The 23,964-nt window shown below is 66.8% G+C and carries 18 protein-coding genes; 10 read left to right on the forward strand and 8 right to left on the reverse strand.

Features of this window, described 5'->3' with window-relative positions; translation table 11 throughout:
• Nucleotides 1-9 precede the first annotated feature (9 nt).
• Entirely contained in the window at nt 10-4,326 is a 4,317-nt protein-coding gene (locus N825_RS02050) for a chemotaxis protein CheB (RefSeq protein WP_245612973.1), read from the forward strand.
• 30 nt (nt 4,327-4,356) lie between these two features.
• On the opposite strand, the gene N825_RS02055 is transcribed toward N825_RS02050, so the two are convergent.
• Nucleotides 4,357-5,277, reverse strand: a complete 921-nt coding sequence (locus N825_RS02055) for a choline sulfate utilization transcriptional regulator (protein ID WP_037446105.1) — start codon at nt 5,275-5,277, stop codon at nt 4,357-4,359.
• A 199-nt stretch (nt 5,278-5,476) separates the two neighbouring features.
• Between N825_RS02055 and betC the strand changes: the two genes are divergently transcribed.
• Both betC and choX read left to right on the forward strand, forming a co-directional pair.
• A complete protein-coding gene (betC, locus tag N825_RS02060) occupies nt 5,477-7,012 on the forward strand; it encodes a choline-sulfatase (RefSeq protein ID WP_037446106.1) in 1,536 nt (511 codons plus the stop codon).
• 52 nt (nt 7,013-7,064) lie between these two features.
• Entirely contained in the window at nt 7,065-8,033 is a 969-nt protein-coding gene (gene choX, locus N825_RS02065) for a choline ABC transporter substrate-binding protein (RefSeq protein WP_037446107.1), read from the forward strand.
• 1 nt (nt 8,034) lies between these two features.
• Here the strand turns inward: choX and N825_RS02070 are convergent, their stop codons facing one another.
• Both N825_RS02070 and N825_RS02075 read right to left on the reverse strand, forming a co-directional pair.
• Complete coding sequence (locus N825_RS02070; RefSeq protein ID WP_051511408.1) at nt 8,035-8,460, reverse strand: response regulator; 426 nt, start codon at nt 8,458-8,460, stop codon at nt 8,035-8,037.
• Nucleotides 8,461-8,541: 81 nt separating this feature from the next.
• Nucleotides 8,542-10,674 carry an ATP-binding protein gene (locus N825_RS02075; RefSeq protein ID WP_198038145.1) on the reverse strand — a complete coding sequence of 711 codons (2,133 nt, stop codon included), beginning with the start codon at nt 10,672-10,674 and terminating at the stop codon, nt 8,542-8,544.
• A gap of 241 nt (nt 10,675-10,915) precedes the next feature.
• Here N825_RS02075 and N825_RS36100 point away from each other — a divergent pair, with 241 nt between their 5' ends.
• Together N825_RS36100 and N825_RS02085 are read left to right on the forward strand one after the other, a co-directional pair.
• Nucleotides 10,916-11,446: a DUF4142 domain-containing protein gene (locus tag N825_RS36100; RefSeq protein ID WP_051511409.1), complete on the forward strand. Its 531-nt coding sequence runs from the start codon at nt 10,916-10,918 to the stop codon at nt 11,444-11,446.
• A 6-nt stretch (nt 11,447-11,452) separates the two neighbouring features.
• Nucleotides 11,453-12,310, forward strand: coding sequence for a CE1 family esterase (locus N825_RS02085; protein WP_037446109.1), 858 nt, complete (start codon nt 11,453-11,455; stop codon nt 12,308-12,310).
• 6 nt (nt 12,311-12,316) lie between these two features.
• Here the strand turns inward: N825_RS02085 and N825_RS02090 are convergent, their stop codons facing one another.
• Entirely contained in the window at nt 12,317-13,996 is a 1,680-nt protein-coding gene (locus N825_RS02090) for a putative transporter (protein ID WP_051511410.1), read from the reverse strand.
• A 129-nt stretch (nt 13,997-14,125) separates the two neighbouring features.
• A complete protein-coding gene (locus tag N825_RS02095) occupies nt 14,126-14,995 on the reverse strand; it encodes a peptidoglycan-binding domain-containing protein (RefSeq protein WP_037446110.1) in 870 nt (289 codons plus the stop codon).
• A gap of 433 nt (nt 14,996-15,428) precedes the next feature.
• On the opposite strand from N825_RS02095, the gene N825_RS02100 reads away from it, so the two are divergent.
• Entirely contained in the window at nt 15,429-16,457 is a 1,029-nt protein-coding gene (locus N825_RS02100) for a porin (protein ID WP_037446111.1), read from the forward strand.
• 262 nt (nt 16,458-16,719) lie between these two features.
• Here the strand turns inward: N825_RS02100 and rnhA are convergent, their stop codons facing one another.
• Both rnhA and N825_RS02110 read right to left on the reverse strand, forming a co-directional pair.
• Nucleotides 16,720-17,193: a ribonuclease HI gene (gene rnhA, locus N825_RS02105; protein WP_051511411.1), complete on the reverse strand. Its 474-nt coding sequence runs from the start codon at nt 17,191-17,193 to the stop codon at nt 16,720-16,722.
• 5 nt (nt 17,194-17,198) lie between these two features.
• On the reverse strand, nt 17,199-18,176 hold the full coding sequence (locus N825_RS02110; protein ID WP_037446112.1) for a homoserine kinase: 978 nt from the start codon (nt 18,174-18,176) through the stop codon (nt 17,199-17,201).
• 261 nt (nt 18,177-18,437) lie between these two features.
• On the opposite strand from N825_RS02110, the gene N825_RS36105 reads away from it, so the two are divergent.
• The 3 genes from N825_RS36105 (at nt 18,438) to N825_RS02125 (ending at nt 22,175) form a co-directional block, all read left to right on the forward strand.
• Nucleotides 18,438-20,885, forward strand: coding sequence for an ATP-binding protein (locus tag N825_RS36105; protein ID WP_051511412.1), 2,448 nt, complete (start codon nt 18,438-18,440; stop codon nt 20,883-20,885).
• Nucleotides 20,886-20,890: 5 nt separating this feature from the next.
• Nucleotides 20,891-21,613, forward strand: coding sequence for a response regulator (locus N825_RS36110; protein ID WP_198038146.1), 723 nt, complete (start codon nt 20,891-20,893; stop codon nt 21,611-21,613).
• A gap of 196 nt (nt 21,614-21,809) precedes the next feature.
• Complete coding sequence (locus tag N825_RS02125; protein ID WP_037446113.1) at nt 21,810-22,175, forward strand: hypothetical protein; 366 nt, start codon at nt 21,810-21,812, stop codon at nt 22,173-22,175.
• A 62-nt stretch (nt 22,176-22,237) separates the two neighbouring features.
• Here N825_RS02125 and ispH read toward each other — a convergent pair whose 3' ends face one another.
• Nucleotides 22,238-23,188, reverse strand: coding sequence for a 4-hydroxy-3-methylbut-2-enyl diphosphate reductase (gene ispH / locus N825_RS02130; RefSeq protein WP_037446114.1), 951 nt, complete (start codon nt 23,186-23,188; stop codon nt 22,238-22,240).
• Nucleotides 23,189-23,315: 127 nt separating this feature from the next.
• Here ispH and N825_RS02135 point away from each other — a divergent pair, with 127 nt between their 5' ends.
• Nucleotides 23,316-23,912, forward strand: a complete 597-nt coding sequence (locus N825_RS02135) for a hypothetical protein (RefSeq protein WP_157618934.1) — start codon at nt 23,316-23,318, stop codon at nt 23,910-23,912.
• Nucleotides 23,913-23,964: the final 52 nt, after the last annotated feature.

A 23,964-nucleotide genomic window follows, 5' to 3' on the forward strand; every position in this document is an offset into this window, starting at 1 on the left:
ACTTCACCGATGGGGTTCTCCATCGTCGGGATCGGAGCCTCGGCCGGGGGCCTCGACGCCTGCGGTAAATTGCTCGACGCCCTGCCCGACGCCACCGGCATGGCCTTCATCCTGGTGCAGCATCTCGATCCCAACCACGAGAGCATGATGGTGGATCTGCTGGCAAACCATACATCGATGGCCGTGATGCAGGCGGCCGATGGCATGGCGATCGAGCGGGATCACCTCTACGTCATTCCTCCCGGCACCTATCTTTCCGTGCGGAACGGCACGCTGCGGCTATCACAGCCGACCGCCCGCCATGGCGCCCGCCTGCCGATCGATTTCCTGATGAGTTCGCTGGCCGACGAGTGCCGCGACCGCGCCATCTGCGTCATCCTCTCCGGTACCGGGGCCGATGGCAGCAATGGGATCAAGGACATCAGGGAGAGGGGTGGCCTCGTCGTCGTCCAGCATCCCGACGAGGCGGAGTTCGACGGCATGCCGCGCAACGCCATGTTGACGGGGCTGGTGGACCTCGTCCTGCCAGCAGCCCGAATACCCGAGGCGCTTCTGAGGTTCGACTACGGGATGGCGCTCACCCACGACAGGGCCGAGGGCGAATCGCCGGACGGGAACCAGGATTGGCTGCCGGCGGTGATCGATCTCCTGCGGGCGAAAACCGCCCATGACTTCTCCCTCTACAAGCACGGCACGCTTCGGCGGCGGACCGAACGGCGCATGGCGATGGCCCCGATCGAGGCCGGGGCCGTGGACCAGTATTTGGAAATCCTGAGGAACGACCACCGCGAGATCGATCTGCTCTCCAAGGACCTGCTGATCAACGTCACCGGATTTTTCCGCGATCCCAAGGTCTTCGACCTGCTGGCCGAGAAGACCATACCCGAGATGGTCGACGCCCAGGCGCTCGGCCATCCGCTGCGGGTCTGGGTCGCCGGATGCAGTTCGGGGGAGGAGCCCTATTCCCTGGCCATGCTCTTCCTGGAACGGATCGCTGAGACCAGGAAGGACCTGAAACTCCAGGTCTTCGCCTCCGACGTCGACGCGGACGCGATCTTCATCGCCAGGGAAGGCCTGTATCCGCTGACGATCGAGGCCGACGTGTCGCCGGCGCGGCTCGCCCGCTTCTTCACGAAGGAGGATTTCGGCTATCGCGTGGTGCCGGAATTGCGTGGCGCAGTCGTCTTCACGGTGCAGGACATCCTCGCGGATCCACCGTTCTCCCGCCTCGATCTGGTTTCGTGCCGCAATCTGCTGATCTATTTGGGTCCCGAGGCCCAAGCCAAGGTGGTGGCCCTGTTCCACTTCGCCCTGCGGGAGAATGGCGTCCTCCTGCTGGGCGGTTCCGAGACGATCGGCAACACCAGCGGCCGGTTCGAGGTGATCGTCAAACAGGAGCGCCTTTATCGCCGCGTCGGACGCGCCGGTCCAGGGGAATTGCGTTTTTCGGCGGGCGGCGGCGATGGTGTCAGGTCGTTGATCCGTCCGGTCGCGGGACAGCCGCCCCATCGCCAGGACGTCCACGCCGAGCTTTGCCGCAAACTGGTCCTGGAGGCCTACGCGCCGGCGGCGGTGCTGATCAATCGCAAGTACGAGTGCCTGTATTTCCTGGGCCGGACCGACCATTACCTGAGGGTGGCTCCGGGCCGTCCCCTCCATGATGTGCTGGCGATGGCGCGCGAGGGGGTCCGGATAAAGCTGCGGGCCGCGGTCCAGCGGGCTTGGCTGGAAAACACGCGCGTCATCGTGGGGGACGGCCGAATCGAGCGTGATGGCGCCACTTATTCGTTCAGTGTCGACGTGCGGCCGGTCGCGTGCGAGGGCGAGGATCTGCTGTTGATCTGCTTCGTCGACGGGCCGAAGCGGGCGGACGAAAAAACCGACTCCGGCGTCCCGCCCGACGCTGGCCGGGTCGCCGAGCTCGAGCGCGAGCTGGAAACCACGCGGTCGGAACTCCAGGGAGCCATCCACAACCTCGAAATGCTGGGCGAGGAGCAGAAGGCGATCAACGAGGAGGCGCTGTCCGTCAACGAGGAGTATCAGTCCACCAACGAGGAATTGCTGACGTCGAAGGAGGAGTTGCAATCGCTCAACGAGGAGCTGACCGCCTTGAACGGACAGCTCCACGAGACGCTGGAACGGCAGAGGACGACCTCCAACGACTTGCAGAACGTGTTGTACAGCTCCGACGTCGCGACGCTGTTCCTGGACAGCGGCCTCAACATCCGCTTCTTCACCCCCGGAACCAAGGCCCTGTTCAGCGTCATTCCCGGCGATGTCGGGCGGCCGCTCGCCGATCTCAAGTCGCTGGCCAAGGACGACGCCCTTCTCGATGACGCCCGTTCGGTGCTGCGGACGCTGATCCCGGTCGAGTGCGAGGTGGAGGCGCCCGGCGACGTTTGGTACGTAAGGCGCATCCTGCCCTATCGGACACGGGACCAGGGTGTGGAGGGCGTCGTCATCACCTTCGTCGACATCAGTGAACGGCGGCGGGTGGCCGATGCCCTGGGCGTCGCCAAGCGGCAGGCGGAACAGGCGACGGTGGCGAAGTCGCGTTTCCTCGCCGCCGCCAGCCATGATCTGCGCCAGCCGCTGCAAACGCTGGCCCTGCTTCAAGGACTTCTGGCCAAGCGCGTCGAGGGTGGACGGGCGACGGAGCTCGTGGCCCAGATGGACCAGACGCTGGTCGCGATGACCGGCATGCTCAACGCCTTGCTGAACGTCAACCAGATCGACGCCGGCACGATCCAACCCGAGATCACGGATTTCCGGATCAACGATCTGCTCGACCGGATGCGGGATGAGTTCGGCTACCTCGCCCATGACCGCTCGCTCGGCCTCCGCGTGGTGCGCTGTGGCGCCTCGATCCATGGCGATCCCCATCTGCTGGAGCGGATGATCCGCAACCTGCTGACCAACGCGTTCAAGTACACGGAGCGGGGCAAGGTGCTGCTCGGGTGCCGCCGCCATGGCGGAACCCTTCGGATCGAGATTTGGGATACCGGGATCGGCATTCCGGCCGATCAGCTGGAAGCCATCTTCGATGAGTATCATCAGATCGACAACCCGGCGCGCGACCGAAGCCGCGGGCTGGGCCTCGGGCTGTCCATCGTCCAGCGATTGGGCAAGCTGCTCGGCCACCGGGTGACCGTCCGGTCGCGTCCCGGCCATGGTTCGGTCTTCGGCATCGAGGTCGGGATCACGAAAGCCGCGGCGAAGGCACCGCGAGACCCGCCCTGGCGAAACCCCGGTTCCGGCACCGTCAACAGCCGCCGTGGCGGCACAATCCTGGTGGTCGAGGACGACGACGAACTGCGCGACCTGCTCGGCACCCTTCTGAGGGACGAAGGATATGGCGTGGCGACGGCCGCCGATGGCGACGAGGCGCTGGACTTGGTGACGCGGGGATCGGCTCGGCCGGACCTCATCCTGGCTGACTACAATCTGCCTGGACAGACGGGATTGCGGGTCGCGGCGCTGTTGCGGGAGAGGCTTCATGGACAGATCCCCGTCGTGATCCTGACCGGCGACATATCGATGGAGACGCTACGCGACTTCTCGGTCAATAACTGCGTCAAGCTCCACAAGCCGGTCAAGCCGCTGGAGTTGACGCATCTCATCCAGACCATGCTCGCCGGGCTTCCCGCGGCGGCCGAGGTGCATCACGCCGCGCCCTCCGGGGCACCCGTGATCTTCATCGTGGACGACGACGACCAAGTCCGCGACAGCCTTCGGAACGTCCTGGAGAGGAGCGGCTATTCGGTGGAGGACTATCCGAGCAGCGAGGACTTCCTCGAGGCCTACCATCCCGGCCGTCCCGGCTGCATCCTGATCGACGCCTACCTGCCCGGAATGAAGGGGTTGGACCTGCTTCGGCGGCTGATGGGCCGGGGTGACCGTTTGCCCGCCATCATGATCACCGGCGGCAGCGACGTACCGCTGGTGGTCGAAGCCATGAAGGCCGGAGCCTCGGATTTCATCGGGAAGCCGGTCGGGCCCGCCGAACTGCTCGCCAGCGTCGGGCACGCGCTGGAGCAGGCCCGCGACTCCAGCAAACTCTCCGCTTGGAAGGCCGCCGCCGCCGAACGCGTGGCGAGCCTGACGCCGCGCCAGCGCGAGATCATGGCGATGGTGCTGGCGGGGCACCCCAACAAGAACATCGCGGCCGATCTGGGCATCAGCCAGCGCACGGTCGAGAGCCACCGCGCCCTGATCATGAGCAAGATGGGCGCCAAATCCCTCCCGGCCCTCGCCCGGCTCGCGCTGGCCGCCGATGGGGGCGGTGTGTCCGATGGTTTCGTTCCCAAAGGACAGCCGACCGTCTGATCCGTGATATTCGCCGGAGCCGGCCGCCGCTCATTCCCGCGCCGCCTCCTCCAGGATCCAGTTCCGGAATAGGTCGCGGTTGCGTTCGCCGCGGCCGGAGACGGCGGCGCCATCGCCGGCCTCGACGATGAAGTAGCCGCGGTCGGCGCGTTCCAGCGGCTGTCCAAGCGCGACCAACTGACCGCCGCGCAGCAGGGAGTCGACCAGGGGCGACCAGCCCAGCGCCACGCCTTGCCCCATCAAAGCCGCCTGCAACACCAGGGGGTAGTTGTTGAAGGTCAGGTCCAGTCCGGCGGGGCGCCTTCCGCTGACGCCGTGATGGGCGAACCAGTCGCGCCACGACAGCCAGGCGGCGCCGCCCGAGCTTTCCAGGTGGAGCAGGGGCAGGCCAGCCAGCAGGTCGGGGTCGGCGGTTTCTCCGATCCGGTCGCGGAAGCCAGGGCCGCATATGGGGGTCACGGTTTCGGGAAACAGGCGGCGGGCGGCGCAGCCGGGCCAGACCCCGGTGCCGAACGCCACCGCGACGTCGATCGACTCGCGCCGGATGTCGATCGCGTCCTGCGAGGTCACGATGCGAACCTCCAGATCGGGCATCCGCTCGCGCAGTTCCGCCAGCCGGGGCATCAGCCACCACGCCGCGAAGCCGAAGTCGGTCGCCACCGTCAGCACCCGGCGGCCACGTCCGACCCGGATGGCGTTCAGCGCGCCGTCGATCTCGTCCAGGCCCCGCCGAACCACCTCGAACAGGCGCGCGCCCTCGGAGGTCAGGGCCACGCCGCGATGCAGGCGGCGGAACAGCGGCACGCCCAGGTCGGCCTCCAGCCAGGCGACCTGATGGCTGACCGCCGACTGGGTGACGCCCAGCTCGCGCGCGGCGGCGCTGAAGTTCAGGTGGCGGCCGGCCGCCTCGAAGAACGCCAGCGGCTGGAGCGGCGGACGCCGGATCGACATGAGCGCTCCTCATACCATCATGATCAAACCAGGGCTTCACATGAAGCGCATTCGCCTGGAATTCTAGCGACCGGGCGGCTGCTGGCCAGATTGCCCTTCCGGTTGGTTCAATGGAAGCGCGATGGGAAGCGTGATGGAACGATCGGCGCCGCCGCGGCCTTAACACCCGATACGGGTCCAGCACAGGGAGATCTTTGGAATGGTGGCGGGAATGGCGGGACGGCCGAACATACTGATCCTCATGGCCGATCAGCTCACCCCCGCCGTGCTCGCGGCCTATGGCGGCGGGCCAGCGAGGACGCCCAACATCGACGCGCTGTCGGCCGGTGGCGTCACCTTCGACAGTGCCTATTGCAACAGTCCGCTGTGCGCGCCGTCGCGCTACGTCTTCATGTCCGGGCGCCTGCCGTCTGCGATCGGCGCCTACGACAACTCGGCCGACTTCCCGTCCGACATCCCGACCTTCGCGCATTACCTGCGTCACGCCGGGTATCAGACCATTCTGTCCGGCAAGATGCATTTCTGCGGACCGGACCAGCTCCATGGTTTCGAACAGCGGCTGACCACCGACATCTATCCCGCCGATTACGGCTGGACACCGGACTGGGATGACTTCCAGCATCGGCCGTCCTGGTACCATAACATGAGCTCGGTCACCGAGGCCGGCCCCTGCGTCCGGACCAACCAGCTCGACTTCGACGAGGAGGTCGTGTTCGCCGCCCGCCGCAAGCTGTTCGACATGGCGCGGGCACGCGACGAGCGGCCGTTCTGCATGGTCGTGTCGATGACCCATCCCCACGATCCCTACGCCATCACCGAGGAATACTGGAACCGCCACACCGACGACGAGATCACGCCGCCGCGCGTCGCCGTGGCGCCCGACCGGCTCGATCCGCATTCGCTCAGGCTGCGCCATGTCTGCGACATGGACAACTCGGGCATCACGGAGCGCCACGTCCACGCCGCGCGGCGGGCCTATTGCGGGGCCGTCTCGTTCATCGACGACCAGATCGGCATCCTGATGGCGGCGTTGCGGGATTCCGGCCAAGCGGAGAACACCGTCGTCATCCTGCTGTCCGACCATGGCGAGATGCTGGGCGAGCGCGGGCTCTGGTACAAGATGAGCTTCTTCGAGGGTGCCTGCCGCATCCCGCTGATCGTCAACGCTCCCGGACGGTTCGCGCCGCGCCGCGTCCGGCATGCCGTCTCCTCGATCGACTTGCTGCCGACGCTGGTCGAACTGGCCCACGACGGCACCGCACCTCCCTATGCCACGCCGATCGAGGGCCGCAGCCTGCTGCCCCACCTGAATGGCACGGGAGGCCACGACGAGGTGATCGGCGAGTATCTGGCGGAGGGCGCCATCGCCCCGATCGTCATGATCCGCCGCGGCACGGAGAAGTTCATCCACTCGCCGGTCGATCCCGACCAGTTCCACGATCTCGCCGAAGACCCCGACGAACTGGTCAACCTGGCCGAGGCGCCGGCACTGGCGGACGCGGTGGCGGCCTACCGAGCCGAGGTGGCCGAACGCTGGGATCTCGCCGCCCTGCGCGCCGAGGTGGTCGAGAGCCAGCGGCGGCGGCGGCTGGTGTACGATGCCCTATGCGCGGGCGCCCGCCACTCTTGGGATCACCAGCCGGTGGACGACGCGTCCCAGCAATACATGCGCAACCATATCGACCTCGACGATCTGGAGGCTATGGCCCGTTTTCCGCCGGTCCGGCCCCGATGAGGGCCTTTACCAACCCCCTGTCCCGATGACAGAAGCGAAAAGGAACCGATCGATGAAGGCACTACGAGTGATGGCACAGGTGGCGGCCGGCGTCGCGCTGACCGGGTTCCTGGCGTCGGCGCCTTGGGCGACGGCCAAGGCCGCCGATCCCGACAGCTGCCGCGTGGTCCGCATGTCCGATCCCGGTTGGACCGACATCACCGCGACCAACGCCGTCGCCGGCATCCTGCTGAAGGCGCTCGGCTACGAGCAGAAGGTCGAGACGATCGCCGTGCCGATCACCTTCCAGGGCTTGAAGACGGGGCAGATCGACGTCTTCCTCGGCAACTGGATGCCGGCGCAGAGCCATCTCGCGGGGCCGCTGCTGGAGAACAAGGACGCCGACCTCGTCCGCGCCAACCTGGAGAACGCCAAGTTCACGCTGGCCGTGCCCAAATACGTCGCCGACGGCGGCGTCAAGAGCTTCGCCGATCTCGCCAAGTTCCCGGACAAGTTCGAGCGCAAGATCTACGGCATCGATCCCGGCGCTCCGGCCAACCAGAACATCGACCGCATGATCGCGGCCAAGGCCTTTGGGCTGGGCGATTGGACGCTGGTGCCGTCGAGCGAGCAGGGCATGCTGGCCCAGGTCACCCGCAAGGCCCGGCGCGATGACTGGATCGTCTTCCTGGCGTGGGAGCCGCACCCGATGAACGAGAAATTCGACATCGCCTATCTCGACGGCGGCGACGAGTATTTCGGCGCGAATTACGGCGGCACCACGATCAACACGCTGTCGCGCAAGGGCTATGCCGGCCAGTGCCCCAACGCTGGCAAGCTGTTCGGCCAGCTCGCCTTCACCACCGAGATGGAGAACGCCATCATGGAGGGCATCGAAGGCAAGAAGCAGGACGCGACGGTCGCCGCGACCGAGTACCTGACGGCCAATCCCCAGGTGATCACCGCCTGGCTCGACGGCGTCACGACGCGCGCCGGCGAACCGGCCCTGCCGGCGGTCAAGCAGGCCCTCAAGCTGAACTGAGCTATCCAGCGGAGACCTTTTCGGCGAACGCCTCCTCGCTGAAAGCTGGGGCCGGCTCGTCCAGCAGCCGGCCGACCGCGCCCAGCACTTCCTCGGGCGAGAAGGGTTTCCGAAGCGTCGCCCGCGCGCCGAACTGCTCGGCGTGGCGCAGGAAATCACAGGAGCCAAGCCGGCCGCCGCCCGAGATCGCGACGATCGGCAGATCCGGATGGCTGCGCCGGAGGTCCCGGATCGTCTCGATCCCCTCCTTTGTCGGCATCAGGATATCGCAGATCACGAGATCCGGGTGGGAGCGCGCGACCTCGGCGATCCCCTCCTCGCCGTTGGCCGCCTCAACGATGGTGTAGCCCGCCCGCACCAGGATGCGGGTCAGAGTGACGCGCACCAGCTTCTCGTCGTCGATCAGGAGGATTTTCTTGGTCGTCATGTCGCCTCGCTGGGTTCGCGTTCGTGTGTCATTCTTGGAAACCGGCGCTTCGCCGCCGGTGTGATGGACGGGGTGTCCGGGTTAGATGAAGTCGCAGGGGATGGGTTCGGCGACAGCCGTCTCGAAGAGCGGCAGGAAGACGTCGAAGACCGTGCCTCCGCCGGGGCGGTTGCGGCATTCGATCGAGCCACCATGGCTGGTGACGATGCCATGGACGACGGCCAGCCCCAGACCGGTGCCCTCCCCGACCGGTTTGGTGGTGAAGAAAGGCTCGAAGACGCGCGAGCGGGTCGTCTCGTCCATGCCAGGACCGGTGTCCTCCACGGTCAACCGCGCTTTTCCGGGTGCTGTGTCCCGCTGGGCGGTGACCGAAACCGTCACGGTCCCGGGACCGTCGCCGATCGCCTGCACGGCGTTGGTCACCAGGTTGACGATGACCTGATCGATCTGCGAGTGGTCGGCCAGGACGAGGGCTCCGGCGGCGCACCGGCGTTCCATCCGGACACCGAAGGGCAGGGCGCGGAGCAGGAGTTCCCAGCCCATATCCACCACCTTGGCGATGTCGACCGGCTCCCGTTCCGGCGCCTCCTTGCGGCTGAAGGCGAGTATCTGGCGGACCAGGTCGCGGGCACGGGTGGCGCCATCGATCACCAGTTCCAAATCGGCGCGTTCGGCGCCGCCGGCCGGCAGGTTCTCCATCACGCATTCGGTCAAGCCGAGGACCGGCACCAGCGCGTTGTTCAGGTCGTGGGCGATGCCGCCGGCCAGGGTTCCCAGCGCCTCCATCTTGAGCGCCTGCTGCAGCTGCCGCTCCAAGTCCAGCCGTTCGGCCTCGGCGCGGCGCTGCTCGGTGACGTCCTGGAGGGTGCCGACGATCGCGACGGTCTTGTTTCCGGTCGAGATCACGGGCTCGCACTTGCAGCGGCACCGCCGCGTCTCGCCGTCTGGACGCGTCACGTCGAATTCGAGCGCCGAGGGGACGACGCCCGAGATGGCCCGGTCCAGCAGCGACTGGAGACCATCGCGGGCCTTCGGGCCGACGATGTCGAACAGCCCGCCGATGGTCGGGCGGAATGACTTGGGCTGGCCGAAGATCCTGTACATCATCGGCGACCAGATGAGCTGCCCGGACACGGGATCCAGCTCCCAGCTGCCCATCCGGGAGACGTTCTGCGCCCGCGTCAGATGCTGCTCGTTACGGCAGAGCCGCTCTCCGGCCGCCCGCAAGGCCTCGGTTACCCGATCGCGGCGGTGCATCTGTCCCAGCAGCAGGATGGTCAGGCCGACCACGCCGCAGCCCGCCGCCAGCCAGACGATGGCATGGCTCCGGGTGCCATCGCGCCATCCGGCCAGCACCTCGTCGACGGACAATCCCACCATCACCCCGAGGAACAGTCCGTCCACTTCTCGGATGCCGACGATCCGGTCGACGCCGTCGAGCGGCGTCTCCGCGCGGAAGGTCCCCTCCACCGCCGAGGCCAGCGCGTCGGCGCCGAACAGCCTGTCGGTCCGGACGGCCGCATCGATCCTCGCCTCGTTGAAGGGCGTCTCCGGGATCATGGCGTTGTCGCCGGAGTAGAGCGCCACCAGCCCGCGCTCCCCGACGCTCAGGGTCTTGAAGAACGCCTCGAAGTACCGGAAATCGATCACCGCGACCAGCACGCCTGCGAAATCGCCGCCCGCCGTTTCCACCCGCTGGGTGATCGGAACGATCAGGTGTGGCGTCACCAGGCTGGGCGTGGCGATCCCGATCAGGGTGCCCCTCTCCCCGGCCGCGTGCTTCTGGAAATAGTCCCGCGACGAGGCGTCGATCTTATCGGCCACCTTGGAATGCGTCGACGCGACCACCAGGGCATCCGCCCCGATGAAGGTGAGCGCCTTGAGATACGGCAAACTGCGGACATTGGCCGACAGGACGGCCAGTACCCGCTCCGGCTGGAGCGCCGCGGCGTCGTTCATCATGCCGAGGTGGAGTGCCGTGGTGGACAGCACGGCGCCAACAGAGGACACCGTTTCGCGGGTGTGCGCCTCCAGCACGCGGGCGAGCCGGTCGGCGGTCGCCGTGGCCGTAGTCAGAGCCGCCATGCGGTCCTGGCGCATCTGGAACAGGAGCATGAAACTGAGCAGGCCAAAAATCGCCATTCCGAAAGCCTGGGCCGCCCAGCGTTTGCCGGTGGATCGGCGCTGGCCTCCGGACCTGTCACGCGGTCCCATGCCGACCATATCTCCCCATGCTGACCAAAAATCGGTCGTGAAAGACGCATCCAAATGGGCGGAAAGACCATATGGACAGAAAGGATAGTTTGCTCAGTAAATATTAAAATTCCGTGGGGGGATCCGCCCTTGCCGGGAGAGGATTGGAGCAATGGGACGCCGTCGTTGTTCAGCGTACTGGTTCCCCCACACCCCATCAGCCCCGCACCCCATGAGCCCTACACCCCATGAGCCTCGCACCATGAAACCCATCGCCGCGGCATTCCTATCGACCGTTTGGCTCACCGGCTGGCTCTTGGCCGGCCCCGCCATGGCGGAGGCGGGCGATCCCGCGCGCGACGCGCGCTTCGTCGAGGAGGTGTCGCGCGCCGGCTTGGCGCGGCTCGAGACGGCCGAGCGGGCTATCGCCAAGGCCGGCGATCGGCGCGTCAGGATCCTCGCGGAGCGCATCATCGAGGACCAGCGGCCGATCAACGAGGAACTGTCCGTGCTCGCCGGCGACGCCGGCATCGACACGGCCACCTTGGAAGCGCCGTCCGAACCCGCCGGAGACCTGTCGGCCCTGTCCGGCGCCGCCTTCGACAAGGCGTGGCTCAAGGCCGAGATGGCCGCGCAGCGGTCGTTGATCGATCTGTTCGACCGGCAGGCGAAGGAGGGCGCCGACGCGTCGCTGAAGACCTTCGCGGCCAATCATCTGGCCTCCCTGCGGGATCATCTGGACATCGCCCGCTCGCTCGGCGATGAACTGGGCTCCGCCGCCTCCCCGGAGTAGCAGCCCATGCCGGCCCGCCGCCATTTCTCGTTGCCCTTGGCGCTTCCCCTCTTCCTCCTGTTGGGCGCCTGCGCCAGCGCCCAGGGGGCTGGTTCGGTCGGTTGCGGACGTCCTCCCCCCGCGGAGGCACCGGCGCATGTCGAGGTGAATGGCCGCCAGCGCGACCTGATCGTCGATCTTCCGGCGGACTACCTGCCCAACCGACCCAACCGGCTGGTCGTGGCGTTCCATGGCCGCACCAACGACAACGCCCAGGTCAGGGGCTATTACGGGTTGGAGAAGGCGCGCGGCGAACCAACCATCTTCGTCTACCCCTTGGGATTGCGGCAAGCAGACGGCACCTTCAGCTGGTCCGATCCGGGCGACAAATCGGGGAGCCTCCGCGATTACGCCCTGTTCGACGCCATCGTCGCCCGCTTCGCCGGGGATTACTGCGTCAACCCCGACCGCGTCTTCGTGGTGGGCCACTCGCTGGGCGCGTCGTTCGTCAACAGCCTCGCCTGTGCCCGGGGCGACAGGATCCGGGGCGTCGGGAGCGTCGCCGGCGGGATCGTGCCGTCACAGTGCCATGGCGGCGTCGCGGCGATGATGCTGCACAATCCAGCTGACGAGCTGGTGCCGATCGCGGAGGGTGAGCGCGCCCGCGACACCCTGGTGGCGCAGAACGGCCAAAGCGCCGACGAGCCGGAAACAGCCGAGGTCGGTTCGTTCGAATGCGAGCGTTTCGCCGATCACGACCCCTCGAACCCGGTGCTGTGGTGTCCGCATCACCAGGACTTGAATTCGCGCGGCCGCCACTACCCCCACCAGTGGCCACCCGGCACCGGCGAGGCGATCATGGACTTCTTCCAGGGACTGCGGTGACCGCCCTCAGGTGAGCAGCAGCACCATCACCTGGGGCGCCAGGATGCGGAGACACATCACGAGCGGATAGACCGTGGCATAGGCCAGGGCGGGCGCCTCGCTCGGTGTCATGGCGCCCGCGAAGGCGAGGGCGGGCGGGTCGGTCATGGCCCCGGCCAGCAGGCCGCACAGGCTCAGGTAGTTCAGCCGTCTCACGAGATGGGCGAACAGGGCCACCGTCATCAGTGGGATGATCGTGATCAGCGCGCCGCACGCCATCCAGGTCAGGCCATCGCCATGGATCAGGATGTCGAAGAAGCGGTCGCCCGACCGGAACCCGACCACCGCCAGGAACAGCACGATGCCAAGCTCCCGCAGCGCCGTGTTGGCGACCGGCGGCATGAACCAGACCAACGGGCCGACATGGCCAACGCGGGACAGCACGATCGCGGCGATCAGCGGCCCTCCCGCCAAGCCCAGCTTCAGCGCCGCCGGCAGACCCGGAACCATCAGCGGCACGCTGCCCAGCAGGATGCCCACCACGATGCCCAGGAACATCGGCACCAGATGGACCTGCTGGAGCCGCCGTTCGGAATTGCCGAACGCGGCGGCGGCCCGCCGGATGTCGTCCGGTCGTCCGATCACGTTGACGATGTCGCCGAACTGGAGCCGGAAGGCGGCGTCCGGCACCAGTTCGACACCCGCCCTGACCACGCGCGAGATCCGCACGTCATAACTGTCCTGGATGTTGAGCGCCGCGATCGACTTTCCGAGGACGTCGGAATTGGTCACCACCACCCGGGCCCAGGAGAGGTCGGTTCCCTTGGTGGTGAGCGGCTGGTCGCTCTCCGGTCCCAGGATAGCCCGCATCCGCGTCAGTCCCGGCTTGGGTCCGACCAGATGCAGGATGTCGCCTGGCCGGAGCGCGGTGCCGTCATGTGGCACCCGCAGCTTGCCATCCCGCATCATGCGCGACACGATCACGCCGCAAACGCCCAACTCGGTCAGCGAGCCGATCGTCCTTCCGGTCAGGCCGGTGTCGCGCAGGGTGACGTTCATGGTCTCCAAGGCCGCCACCTCGGACCGACGCCGTTCCTCGAACGCGCTGGCCGCCGCGGCGGGGTCCAGTCTGAACAGCGCCCTCACCGTCAGCATGGTGATCAGGATGCCCGCGATGCCGAAGGGATAGGCCATCGCGTAGCCCAGGCTCGGCAGCGCCAACATCTCCGGCGTGGCGCCGACCTCCTTCAGCACCTGCTGCGCGGCGCCCAGCGACGGCGTGTTGGTCACCGCGCCGGAAAACAGGCCAAGCACGACCGGCAGCGGCAATCCGCCGATCATGTGGATCGCCACCGCCACCAGGACGCTGATCAGCACCAGGGCCGCCGCCATCAGGTTGAGCGCCAGTCCGGACCGCTTGAGGGCCGAGAAGAAGCCGGGGCCGACCTGGATGCCGATGCTGTAGACGAACAGGATCAGGCCGAACTCGCGGACAAAATCCAGCATCGCCGCGTCCAGCGTGATACCGGCCAGCTTCGCGGCATGGCCGCCGGCGATCCCGGCGAACAGCACGCCGCCGATCCCCAGTCCGACACCGCCAATCCGCGCCTCGCCCAGTGTCAAACCCAGCACGGCGACCAGGCACAGCATCAGCATGACCTGCGCCACGGCGGGCAGGCCGGCGATCGAGAGGATCAAGAATTCCATGGGGAGGCTGGTTCCCGGGCAAACGGACACAACTGCGGAATGCATCCGCAAGCTATGCCGCACCCATCAAATCCACCCAGTGGAAATGTTGCGGTGCAGCGATTTGTCCCGCCGCTGGGAGCCTGCCTGTCAGGACGGGCGCGTCGCCCGCAATTCCGGAGCGCGGCCGGCACCGCCGCCGCCGTCGAAACTGGGTTCCCGCCGGCTGGCCATCGGTTCGGCAGGCGAGTTGCCCCGCTGTTTTCGCGACGGTCGCCGCCCGCTCATCCAGAAGCTCAATCCGGCGAAGGCGAAGCTGGCGCCCAGCACGCCGATCACGCCGGTGCGGACCCACGGGGGAACGGTGATTCCGCTTTCCGCCGGATCGGCCATCTCCGTCATGCCGTCGGGCGGTGGCTGGCCGACCGAGTCGACGCGGGTGCGGGGAGCGGCTTGCGGCACCGGTTCTCCGGAGGACGCTCCACGCGTGGCCGACCCGCCAGATCCCTCCCTTGGCCCATCCCTTGCGCCATCCCTTGCCCTATCCCGTGGCGCGCCCGCCGGGGCATGGCCGCCGAACACGCCAAGCGCCTGCTCGCCTTCCGGCGAACCGTGCGTGTCGACACCCATGCGTGGAGCCGCCGTCGGCTTCGGCGCCTCGGCGTCGCGGTTGACCTTGCTCGGCTGGGGGCGGCCCCCCGGTCCGGCGAGATTGCCCATGGTCGGTGACGCCGCCGATTGCCGTTCCGCCAGCATGTGCGCCGTGGTCGCCTGATCCAGCTGCCCTGTCTGCCTCAGGCCCGCCGACTTCTGGTACGATCGCAACGCCGCCTTGGTCGGGTCGTTGAAGTCGCCGTTGGCGCGCCCGGAATAGAGGCCCTTGCCCTTGAGGATGCCTTGCGCCCACTGCACGTCTGCCGCCGTCGGATCGGCGGCCAGTGCCGGAACGACCACCGCGACCGATAAGGACGTACAGACCGCCACGCCCAAGCCCGTCAGCCAACGCCCCGCGAATCGCATTCCAGAACTCCCCGAGAAGTAACCCTTTCTTTCATATCAAGAGCCTTCCAACCGCGCCGCATCTTTTTCGCCGCGGCGGTGGGGAAGTTCCGATGTGATACGTTGGAGCAACAATCCGTGGCTTGTACGGTGTTGAGCGTTTGTCGGATTATGACGACAAAGATGAAAATTGAATATTTCGATCGCGTGACAGTAACGCCTTTCCAGAGACACCCTAGGACATGGAAAACGCCAAGCCTGAAACGTGAAACGTGTCGCCAATATGGCACAGGGTAGAGAAGAACTTGAATTAGGCTTTTGCACTTCTAGCCAGCCGTTGACCAGTAGCCAAAACTCCGTTCCAGAACTTGTGAAATCAAAGTTTCGAAAAATTCGGAGTGGTTGGATGCTGCGTGGATCAAGAGTGGGATCAAGGGCATTGAGAGCGGCGTTGATGGCTGGGGCCGCTCTCGCGGTGGCGCATTCCCACGGCGCCCTGGCGCAGATGACGGTCAAGCTGGGCGGCTACACCACGTTCCGGGCGGCCACATATGACAGCGACGCGCCCGGCGCCACCAGCCGGGAATTCCAGAACGAGGTCGAGATCCATGTCAGCGCCGATGGCAAGGCCGACAACGGCCTGCTGTACGGCGCCCACATCGAGTTCGAGAACGACGGCGGCGACGGCGCTGGCGCAGGGATCAGCGTCGACGAGGCGTCGGTTTATGTCGGCGGCACTTGGGGACGGATCGAGCTTGGCGACCACGACGGCGCCTCCGACCAGTTGTTCGTCTACGCGCCCACCGTCGGCAATGGCCAGATCGAGGAGGATTGGTACGACTTCGCGGGGCCGGGGATCGAAACCGACGACCTGCTGCTGCCGACCGACACGTCCGACTCGACCAAGATCACCTATATGAGCCCCGTGCTGGGCGGGTTCCAAGCCGGTGTTTCCTACACGCCCCAGTTCGACAGCCAGGGGCAGGACGTCGTCAGGTTCAAGCCCACCTCTCCGGACGCCGAGAACCTCTACAAGGACCTGATCGAGGCCGGCGCGGGCTACAAGAGGGATATCGGTCCGGTGTCGCTGGTGCTGGGTGTCGGTTATGTCCATGGCGACGCCAACCAGGGGACCGACGCGGAGGATTTCGACGCCTGGGGTGCCGGCGCCCAGATCGGCTACGAGGGTTTCACCATCGGGGGCGCCTATAACGACAACGGCGACAGCCTGATCGAGACCGACGAGCCCGATGCCAAATCCTGGAACGTCGGCGTCAGCTACGAGGCGGACGACTGGGGTGTGGCGGCGCAGTACCAGAAGGTCGATTTGCCCGGCCGGAAGATAAACATCTACGGCCTCGGGGCCGCCTACGAACCGGCTCCCGGCCTGACCATAGGCCCGGAGGTGATCTTTTTCGACGACGACGACCCGGAGGTCGGCGACGGCTATGTGGCCTTGATCGCGGTCAACCTGGAGTTCTGACGGCGGGAAAATCCGGGGTTTAATGAGGTATCCCGTCGCCTTGGGCGAGACCGCGCGGCCGATTCGAGGTTATAGTGGGGCGCTATCCGCCTTGAAACCTTGTCCTGATCGAAAGGGTGACATCATGGGACTGCTGTTCGCGTTCGTGCTCATTGGGGTTCCCAGTGCCTTGGCCATCGCCGACATGATGAGAAACGACAAGGCGGAGCCGGCCAAACACTAGGCCGCCAGCCTCGCGCCATCCGCACCGGGCGCCATCGCCCTAGCGCCGCCGCGCCTCCTGGAGACCCTTCCGCGCCAATTCGTCGGCGCGCTCGTTCTCCGGGTGGCCGGCGTGGCCGCGCACCCAGTGGAACTCGATGTCATGGCCGGCCTTGGCGGTGTCCAGGCGCTGCCACAGTTCGACATTCTTGACCGGCTTCCGATCGGCGGTCTGCCAGCCCCTGGCCTTCCAGTTGTGGATCCACTTGGTGATCCCGTCCTTGACGTATTGGCTGTCGGTGTGAAGGCGGACCTTGACCGGCCGCTTCAACGCCTCCAGCGCCTGGATGGCTGCCATCAGCTCCATGCGGTTGTTGGTGGTGTTCGGCTCGCCACCGCACAGCTCCTTCTCGACCGCGCCGAAACGCAGGATGGCGCCCCAGCCGCCCGGTCCAGGATTGCCGCTGCAAGCGCCGTCCGTGTAGATGTCGACCACCTGGGGTCCCCCGGCCTCGGCACCCGCTTCTCCCGTCATGCCACTCACTCCAGTCCGTAGTCGCCGGGACCGCGAACCTGCTGGTGGAAGCGCAGCTTGTTCCAGTATTCCAGCGGGTTCTTCGGCTGCACGAAGGCGCCGGGCGGATGGTTCAGCAGATCATAGAGGCGGGTCAGCAGGAACCGCAGGCTGCCGCCGCGCGCCAGCAGGGGCAGCGCCTCCAACTCGGAGTCGGACAGGGGCCGGACCTTGCGGTAACTGGACAGCAGCAGCCGCGCCTTGGTCGCGTTGAAGGCGCCATCCGGCTCGAAGCACCAGGCGTTCAGGCAGATCGCCACGTCATAGGCCAGCAGGTCGGTGCAGGCGAAATAGAAGTCGATCAGGCCGGACAGCGCCCGCCCCCGAAAGAACACGTTGTCGGGGAACAGGTCGGCGTGGATCACGCCCGACGGCAGCGCGCCCGGACCGGTCGCTGACGGCCAGTGCGCCTCCAGCAGGTCCAGCTCCGACTCCAGCGCCTCGGCCAACCCCGGCTTGACCTCGTGGGCGCGATCGGCGCAGGCCTCGAAAAGCGGGCGCCAGCCCGAGACCGACAGGTTGTTGGGCCGGGCCATGGTGAAGTCGGCACCCGCCAGATGCAGCCCCGCCATGGCTTCGCCCAAGGCTTGGCAGTGGTAGGGGGCGATCCGCCGCGGCCACATGCCGTTGAGGAAGGTCACCAGCACGGCGGGCCTGCCGCACAACTCGCGCAGCGCCTCGCCGTCGTGGCCATGCAGGGGAACGGGACAGCCGACGCCCTTGGCCGACAGATGCTCCATCAGGCCCAGGAAGAACGGCAGGTCGGCGCGGTTCACCCGTTTCTCGTACAGGGTCAGGATGTACGGCCCCGTCTCCGTCACCAGCAGGTAGTTGGAGTTCTCGACCCCCTCCGCGATGCCCTTGCAGGACAATACCCCGCCCAGTGGGTACTGGGCGATGAAGGCGTTCAGGTCTTCGTCGGAGACTTCGGTGTAGACGGCCATGGCGGTTCGGCAACTAGCCCTTTTCGGTACGGGGGTCAAGCATGCCCCTTCGGTCAAGCATGCCCCTTGACCGGATATCCGCTCAAGAAATTCACGCTGATGTCATGAACGCGCAACGGATTTGCCTAAAATCGAAAGTGTGATGTTCCGGGTTTCTCCCGCGACCCTCCGATGGGGATCGCCCGAAAGAGAGTGAAATTGCCAGACCTACGGCAGGATACGCGGATCGAACCGCCCAGTTCCCACGGCGAACCCGGTTCCATGCCGGAGCCCGAGTCCCGTCCGCGCGACTTCCGGGCCGGGGACGTGCTGGTGTCGCTGGAACCGATCCACCGCAAGACCGCTTGCGAGGCGGTGGTCACGCGGCTGGTGGAGGACGCACGGTGGCCCGCGCTCGCCGTCGTCGACGAGGAGCGGCGCGTCGTCGGCATGGTCAGCAGGACGGACCTTCTCTCCAGTCTCGCCAAGCCGTTCATGCGCGATCTCTACCAGCGCAGGCCTATCGAGTCGCTGATGTGGCGCGCCCCCCTGGTGGTCGACCACGAGGCTGGCCTGGACGAAATCGGCCTGAGGATCGCCACCGAGGCGCCGGACACGCTGATCAACGGCTTCGTCATAACGCGGGACGGACGGTATGCCGGGGTCGGCACCGCGATCGACTACATGAAGCGGCAGGTCGAGCAGGCGCGGCGCCGGGGGCGCGACCTGGATGTGGCGCTGCGCGCGGCGGAGGGAGCCAACGCCGCCAAGAGCTTTTTCCTGGCCAATATGAGCCACGAGATCCGCACGCCGCTCAATGGCATCCTCGGCAACCTGGAATTGCTCAAGCTGACCGACGTGGATGTCGAGCAGTGCGAGTTGCTGCATTCCGCCGACGTGGCGGCCCAGACGCTGCTCCAGATCATCGGCGATGTGCTCGACTTCTCCAAGATCGAGGCCGGCAAGCTGGAGGTGGAGAAGACCGAGGTCTCGCCCGTCCAGATCGTCCGCGACGTGATGGCGCTGCTCTCGTCCCAGGCTCGCCAGCGCGATTTGCGGCTGACCGCGACCGTCGGCCCTCGGGTTCCCGCTGGTGTGCTGGGCGATCCCCTGCGGCTGCGCCAGATCCTGATGAATCTCGTCGGCAACGCGCTCAAGTTCACCAAGACGGGCGGCGTCACCCTGACGCTCGGCCGCCTCGACGAAGAGAACGGCAAGCCGATGCTCCGCTTCGAGGTGGCGGACACCGGCGTCGGATTCGCTCCGGAAAAGGCGGCCTCGCTGTTCGAGCCGTTCACCCAGGAGGATGGCACCACGACGCGCAAGTTCGGCGGCACCGGACTTGGGCTGGCGATCTGCCGCAAGCTGGTCGACATGATGGACGGTGCGATCGAATGCGACGGCGTGCCGGGGGAGGGGGCCTGCTTCTGGTTCACGATTCCCGTCGAGATCCTGCGGCCGCCGATCCCACCCGAACCGGTCGACACCGAGGGGTTGCGGGTGCTGGTGGTGACCGATGACGCCGTGACGGCGGGATCGGCGCCGCACATGCTGACCGACTTCGGCGCCAAGGTCGAACTGGCCGATTGCGTGGAGGAGGGCATCGCCGCCATCACCGAGGCGCGGCGCGCGGGCCACGCCTTCCAGGTCGCCCTGATCGATCTGGTGGCGGGTGAGGACCAATGGCGCGCCTTCACCGGCCGGGTCGACCCGATGTCCACCCGCATGGTGCTGATGACGCCGCGGCTGGACCCCCGCCTCAACCGGGCGATCTACGCCGCCGGCTTCGTGGCGTCCCTGCCCAAGCCGGCGCGCCGCGACCAGTTGCGCCATGGCGTCGCCGCGGCGGCCGGCCAAGCCGTACAGGCGGCGTCGGAGGATGGTTCGGTGAGGGACCTGCGGGCGCTGTCGGGCAGCTTGGCCGGACGGGCCGCCACGCTGCGCATCCTGGTGATCGACGATACCCGGATGAACCAGATGGTGGCCCAGCGCCAACTGCGCCAGCTTGGACTCGACTGCGATCTGGCCGACAATGGCGCCATCGGGTTCGAACTCGCCAAGGCGACGCGTTATTCGCTGATCCTGACCGACTGCCACATGCCCGAGATGGACGGCTACGCCTTCACCCGCGCTTTGCGGGACTGGGAGGAGGATCGGGGGCGCCGGACGCCCGTGGTGGCGATGACCGCCAACGCCCTGCAAGGCGACGCCCGCAAGTGCCTGGACGCCGGGATGGACGACTACGCCGCCAAGCCGGTGCGGATCGAGAAGCTGGCGGAGATCATCCGTCTTTGGGCGTTGGACCTGGGCGATGTCGCCCCTTCCTCCGATCCGCCGGCTCCGGTCCCCACCTCGTCCTCCGCCCCGGCACCGAGCCCCACGGCGGGGGATGCCGTGGATCTGGCGCAACTCGCCGAGATCATCGGATTGGATGATCCGGAGATCCTGCGCGAGGTGCTGGGCTTCTTCATCGAGACCTTTCCGCCGCTGCTCGACGGATTGGCCCAGCGGATGGTGGAACGCGACCGGCAGGCGGTCAAGTCCGTCGCCCACGCCGCCAAGGGCGCCGCCCGCAACGCCGCCGCCGCCGGGCTGGCGTCGCTGCTGGAAACGCTGGAGCGCGGCGCGCCGGAAGCCGATTGGGACCGGCTCGACGCGATCCACGCCGAGGCGCGCGACGCCGCTTTCGGCGTCCAGGACTTCGTGCTCCGCTACATTCACATGGCGTGAAGATCGTGGCGGTCAAACCGAACACGCTCCTCGCGGAGCGATCGATCCTGGTGGTGGACGACGAGCGGTTCACCAGGGCGCTGGTCGCGCGGTTGCTTGGCTATCTCGGCGCCAAGGCCGTCTTCCAGGCCGAGAACGGCGCCGATGCCCTTTGGATGCTCGAGGGTGGACGCATGGCTTTCGACGCGGTCGTCGCCGATCTCGAAATGCCGCGCGTCAATGGGCTGGAGATGCTCAAGGAGATCCGGTCGGGGGCCAATGGCTGCCGCCGCGATCTCCCCGTCGTGATGCTGACCGGGCATTCCGACATCGAACTGGTCAGTCGGGCGATGGCCCTGGACATCAACGGCTTCATCGTCAAGCCGGTCTCCCAGGGAGCCTTGGCCTCGCGTCTGGCCCGCGTGTTCGGCGACGATGTCCGAACGATCCGCGCGGAGAGCGAGTACGCCATGGTGGACGCGCGGTTCGGCGCCGATGAGCCGGCACCGGCGAGAGGCGGTTTGCCGGTGCGTCCGCCGCCGTCACCCCCACCGTCACCGGATGGAGGCATGTACAGGATCGCGCTGACCGACGTGGCGCCGGGCGGCGTGCTCGCGCTCGATGTCACCGTCCCCTCCGGCTTGGTTCTGGTTTCCGAGGGCACAGTGCTCACCTCGCGGCTTATCCAAAGATTGAAGGGCTTGGGCGATCTGAACATCGTGATCGAAGATGTCTGGCTGCGGGTCTGAGGGCTTTTCCCTCGGCATCCGCGTGGATGCCGCATTCCGGATTACCGCCAACGCGAAAACGTCCACAGAAAGCATAGAGAAATGTCACAAGGGGGGAATTAACATATAGGCGTTTCCTGCGTGCCGATTTTCAACGGTGGTATGTTGTGAAATATCGATCCTTCCTGTGAATTAGTCAGTCTTGGAGTAGCGGCGCATGATTCTCGTCAACGAAGACACCGGTGACGAACTCGACATCTCCGATCAGGTCGACAAACTGTTGAGGATCGGGCGTTCGGGGGATTTCGACACGGATGGGAATCACGACTTCATCATGGGTCTGGGCCGGCGGATCACCTTGGCGACTGGGCCCAACGTTCCGGCCACCGTGCTGTCCAGCCTGATCGGGCGGATGCCCCTGGATTACGCGGCCTATGTCGGCGATCTGTGGGCCGAGGCGGCCGAGTTCCCGAATGGCCACCCGCCCGAGCCTCAAACCCGCCTCGACATCGGCGGCATCCTGGAATCCCTTGGCATGGCCCGCCTGTTCCGCCGCGGCGCCCAGAAGGGCGCTGGGCTTTAGGGCTTTGGTCCCGATGGCACCGGATTTCCGCTCCCGATCGGGCGGAAATCCGGACCGGGGGATCACTCGGCGGCGGCGGTCAGCACCTTCGGCAGTTTGAACACGACATCCTCGCGGGTCAGCGTGATCTCCTCGATCGTCACGTCGAACCGGTCGCGGGCACCCTGAAGCACCTCCTGGATCAGGATATCCGGCGCGGAGGCGCCGGCGGTCACACCCAGCACCTTGACGTCTTCCAGCGCCGCCCAGTCGATGTCGGCGGCGCGCTGGACAAGCATGGCGCGCTCGCAGCCATGGTTGCGGGCGACCTCCACCAGCCTCATCGAGTTGGACGAGTTCGGCGCCCCGACCACCAGCACCATGTCGGCGCGCGGCGCCACCGCCTTGACCGCCTGCTGGCGGTTGGTGGTGGCGTAGCAGATGTCCTCCTTGCGCGGCTTCGCGATGGCCGGGAAGCGGGCCTGCAAGGCGGCGACGATGGCGGCGGTGTCATCGACAGACAGGGTGGTCTGGGTGACATAGGCGAGGTTGCCTGGGTCCTCGACCTCGATCGTCGCCACGTCGGCGACGCTCTCGACCAGCACGACGCCGCCGCTGGGCAATTGGCCCATGGTGCCGACGACCTCCGGGTGCCCGGCGTGGCCGATCAGGATCACCTGCCGGCCTTGCTCGCTGTGGCGCTCGGCCTCGATGTGGACCTTGCTGACCAGGGGGCAGGTGGCGTCCAGATAGAACATCTTGCGCCGCTCGGCCTCGGCCGGGATCGATTTGGGCACGCCGTGGGCGGAGAACACGACCGGCACGTCATCCGGGATCTCGTCCAGCTCATCGACGAAGATGGCGCCCTTCGCTTCGAGCCCTTCGACCACGAAGCGGTTATGGACGATCTCGTGGCGGACATAGACCGGTGCGCCGTATTTCTCCAACGCGACTTCGACGATCTGGATCGCGCGGTCAACTCCGGCGCAGAAGCCGCGCGGGCTGGCCAGCAGGATGGTCAGAGGCCTGGACATAATTCAACCTTGCACTGATAACCCGCGCCGGGACGCCCCGTCGCGGGATGGATGGTGTGGCCGGCTTGTGCGGTGCCGATACCATGCTCTACAGTCGCACCGCACAAACCTACAAGCGAGTCATCAAGTGGCGATGTTTTTCGGACCCGACCGTAATATAGGAACGCTTGGCAGGAAAGCCCGCGCGGTATCGCTGGCGGCCATCGTACCTCTGATGGCCGCCTGCTCGGGCGCCGGCGGTAAGCCCCCCGCCACCGCGGAGGCGACGGCGCCTCCGCTGGCCTGCCCCCGCGTCACGATTCCGGAGCAGACGCGCGACGTGACCCGCTTCCGCGCGGGGGGAAGCCACGACCTGACCGACGTCGTGTCCAGGGCCGCCGTGCTCGAATACTCCGGCGGCTGCGAATATGGCCCAGACGGCGTGACCGTCAACCTCAAGCTGGTGCTGGCGGCCGAGCGCGGTCCCGCGACCCGCGACACCCAGGGCGCCTACCGCTATTTCGTGGCGGTCACCGACCCCAGCGGCCGGATCATGGCCAAGCGCGAGTTCGACACCACCATCGACTTCTCCCCCAATCTCGGCCGCGGCGGCTCGGTCGAGGATCTCCAGCAGCACATAGCCCTGGCCGAAGGCGCCACCGCCGCCAACCACGGCGTCGTCGTGGGATTCCAGCTGGAGCCCGCGGAGCTGGAGTTCAACCGCGACCCGCGCCGCAACTTCTGACCGGGGCCGGCGGTCCCCGCGGCATCGGGACCGCCGAAAGACGCTTCCGCGT

The organism is Skermanella stibiiresistens SB22 (assembly GCF_000576635.1).
GTDB lineage: Bacteria > Pseudomonadota > Alphaproteobacteria > Azospirillales > Azospirillaceae > Skermanella > Skermanella stibiiresistens.